A 3,367-nucleotide genomic window follows, 5' to 3' on the forward strand; every position below is an offset into this window, starting at 1 on the left:
CTAGCACAGCAGTGCACGGGCACAAGTGGCTATGGTTCATGACGGTCAAGCCGACGGATCGATATCTCCGTCGACGTAGTACCACTGGCCGTGCGCGCGAACGAACCGGCTTCGTTCGTGCAATCGCCTGGCGCCGCCACCGCCTTCCCGGTAGCGGGCAATGAACTCGATCTCTGCGGAGTCGCTGCCGGTGACCAGGCGATCCTTGATCTTGAGTTCCAGCCACGTCGTATGATTATTCGAGGCCAAGCCGAGTTCTGCTTGCGTCGGCCGTGTCGAGGGATGCCTGGTCGCCATAAGATAGTGCGCCAGGCCGAGGACATAGGCGCCATAGCGTGATCGCATCAGTGATTCCGCATCCGGTGCAGGCGACCCCGTGTGCCAGCGACCGCAACAATCCGCATAGATGCGATTCATATCGCAGGGACAGGTATCGGGCAATGGCCGCGTCATTGAACCAGGTTTTCCAAGCCCGCGAGTGCGAAGGTCAGATTGGCTTCAACACGTTGACGCTCGGAGTCGGGCAAGGACGCGTTCGCGAGCAACTGTCGGCAGTGTTCGGCACAAACGGAATACTCGCCACACCAGTAGCTGGACACGGCCAGCTCGTCGCGGGCCCGCCACGCCAGAACACCGTGATCGACGAACAGCACATCGTCGGTTGGTGCTTTTGCCATCGCAACCGCGGCAAAGTCGCGGCCCAGCGCGTAGCGTTTCTGCAATCGGCAATAGCGCGCCAGTTCGCAAGGTGCCTCGGCGCGACTTGGGCGATAATCATAGGCGTGGAGAAAGGCGGCAAGGATTTCTGCATCGGTGCAGCCGCAACGTTCGCTGAGCAGGGCTACCTGCAGCATGGACTGGTAAACCTCTTCCTCCCAACCACCCATGGCAACGCGCCTGCGATAGGTGGCAAGGGCATCGCCGAGCTGCCCCGAATCGCGCAGGCTCTGCGCCAGGTAGAACACGTAGCGTGCGTTGTCGGGTTCGTCGATCAGCGCTTGCCGAAGTATTGCCGCATCGGCGGCAAATTTTTCCGCTGCGGGACGCTGGCTGCGAGCACCATCGGACTGCACCAGGACATGCAGGCCAGACAGGCACTTCGTCTCGGCCGCCTTCGGCGAGACCAGGGCCTCGTGAAGCACGCCGCGCCAGCACCAGTCCGCATCCAGTCGCGGCATCGCGATTCGACGATACCGCGTATTGCCAAAATGAAATTCGAACTGATAACCGGGGGCATCCAGGATCGGCCACGAAAAGCCGGCCTCGGCGACCAGCATCTCATCGGCGTCAATGACCAGTGCGTAGTCACCGTGACGTGCGGCAAGCTGAAGGGCTTCGTTGCGGTTGTGGGCAAAATTGACCCAGGGCCGCTCAATCAATTCACCGGGCAAATCAGCCAACTCGCGACGGATCAGGTCCTGGGTGCCATCCATCGAACCGGTATCGGAAATCGCCCAGGAGTCAATGAACGGCCGCACCGACTGAAGACAGCGACGGATCACTGCCGCTTCGTCGCGAACAATCATGGATAAGCAGATACGCATGGGTGGAATGTAGCGCATGCGTGCCGTCAGTCGAAAACCATGGCACTGACTTCATCAACGGCCCGCCTGTCAGTAAGGCGGGCCTTGCATTGCGGTCTTGTCTCTATGCGCGGTTACGGCGACTCTGGCTTGGCCACCGTGGCTGGCTGCGGCGCTGCATCGAATCGGACCTTCTGGCCATCAAACCAGATCGGCCCGGCTGACTTGGACGTATTGCCTTCGCTGGACATGACCTCACGCAACTGAGTGTCGAAACTGCCGCTGGCCAATTCGGCCGGCAAGGCCTGGACCCGGTCGGCATCCGAACGATTTCCGACGGCTATCCAGCTGAAGCTGACATTGGCGGTTCCCGAAGCGACAGCGACTGTAAATCCGCTGCGCTTGATGCTCGCAATGTAGAGCTGGGCCGGCGAGCCCACCGGCGACACGGTTACGGTGGGGATTTCGCCAAGCATTCCGCTATAGGCCTCGGAGAACGGCACGAACACCGATTCCCCGTTCAACAGCGCTGATCCGTTGTCGTAGACCTTCAGGCCAGTAGAGGTATTCGCAAACGCCGCCACACGAGTCGCATTGAGTTCGGGTCCGCTGGCGACAAGATCGGCAGAATAGCCACTTGTATAGACATTGCCGAGATTGTAGTTGGCGAACATCGATCCGCTGCTGACCGCGCCCATGACCTCACCGTGCGACCACGAGCCGATCATGCCGCCGTAAAAGCCGCCGCCAATCCCCTGGCTGCCTGGACCTTGCGGGCTTCCGCCACCCGACGCGTACCCTGACGAACCGTAAACGCCATATGTCGTGCTGGCGCTGCTCTTGTAGCCGAGCGAGCCCCAGTAGGCGCCACTCTGGTCGGCACCTAGCACGCCGCCGGTTCGCGTGTAATCGTTGTAGCTGAACCCGGCAACGCCAAACGTGTATTCGTCACCCCAGTAGTTGTATCCCTTGACGGCACTGTTGCCGCCAAGTTGGCCATAGCTGGTGCCGGTGTTCTGTGAATCACGTGTGCGGTAGCCGAAGATGCTTGCCTGGCCGAGACCATCGGCGGTCAGCTGCTGATCGTAGACATGAACTTGATAGTCGGCCGTGGGCGGGGTGTTGATTCCCACGCTTGTGCCATCGTCTCGAATCTGCGAGTTGCCGAGCGTGCTGGCGCCGGTAAACTTGCTGACATAGTTGGTGGTTCCGGCCGCCGAGCCTGCGCCGTCAGCGCCGGTCGGGCCCGCCGGGCCTGTGGCGCCGTTTGCGCCGGTCGGGCCGGCCGGACCTATCGGACCGGTCGGGCCCATTGCTCCCATGACGCCGGTCGTGCCCGTTGCGCCCGTTGCGCCCGTTGCGCCGGTCGGACCGAATGGACCGGTTGCTCCCGTGGCACCGTCGTTGCCATTGCTGCCTGTGGCACCGGTGGCGCCATCTGCGCCGGTCGGTCCGGCATTGCCCGTCGCGCCGGTTGCTCCTGTTGCGCCAGTTGCCCCGTCATTGCCGTTGCTGCCCGTGGCACCGGTCGGTCCAACCGGACCCATGGGTCCGGTGGCTCCTGTCGGCCCGACCAGTCCGCTGTTCGAGCACGGTCCAACCGCGCCGGAAACCACGTCAAAACAGACTGGATTCGTATGTGTGGCAGCGGCTCCGAGATTGGCAATGGTCAAGAGGCCGACTGCGTCGACCGTGAACAAGGGCGAGACGCCATTGTCGACAACGAAGCCGCCGCCGGCTGGTGGCGTGACGGTTACATTCTGTGCCTGGACAGCGGCGACGCCGAAGGTCTGCAGGATGGCGAAGGCGAGTACGGTGCGTCGGGTCATGATGGAGTCCTGTTC

The 3,367-nt window shown here is 62.2% G+C and carries 2 protein-coding genes and 1 pseudogene; all 3 read right to left on the reverse strand.

The window, feature by feature from the left end:
- Positions 1-45: 45 nt before the first annotated feature.
- The gene (locus tag WBP53_RS02530; protein WP_423925619.1) at positions 46-453 is read right to left on the reverse strand and encodes a YchJ family protein; all 408 of its coding nucleotides are present in this window, start codon (positions 451-453) and stop codon (positions 46-48) included.
- The gene (locus WBP53_RS02535; protein ID WP_423925621.1) at positions 450-1,544 is read right to left on the reverse strand and encodes a glycosyltransferase; all 1,095 of its coding nucleotides are present in this window, start codon (positions 1,542-1,544) and stop codon (positions 450-452) included. The genes WBP53_RS02530 and WBP53_RS02535 overlap by 4 nt, the downstream gene beginning before the upstream one ends.
- 113 nt (positions 1,545-1,657) lie before the next feature.
- Positions 1,658-3,367, reverse strand: a pseudogene (locus WBP53_RS02540) (hypothetical protein); the annotation flags it as partial.

It is taken from the genome of Dokdonella sp., assembly GCF_049593775.1.
Lineage (GTDB): Bacteria > Pseudomonadota > Gammaproteobacteria > Xanthomonadales > Rhodanobacteraceae > Dokdonella.

What these genes read in the sequence shown, in the direction of transcription:
- WBP53_RS02530 (WP_423925619.1), bottom strand. Translation starts at nt 453, where the DNA reads ATGACGCGGCCATTGCCCGATACCTGTCCCTGCGATATGAATCGCATC.
- WBP53_RS02535 (WP_423925621.1), bottom strand. Translation starts at nt 1,544, where the DNA reads ATGCGTATCTGCTTATCCATGATTGTTCGCGACGAAGCGGCAGTGATC.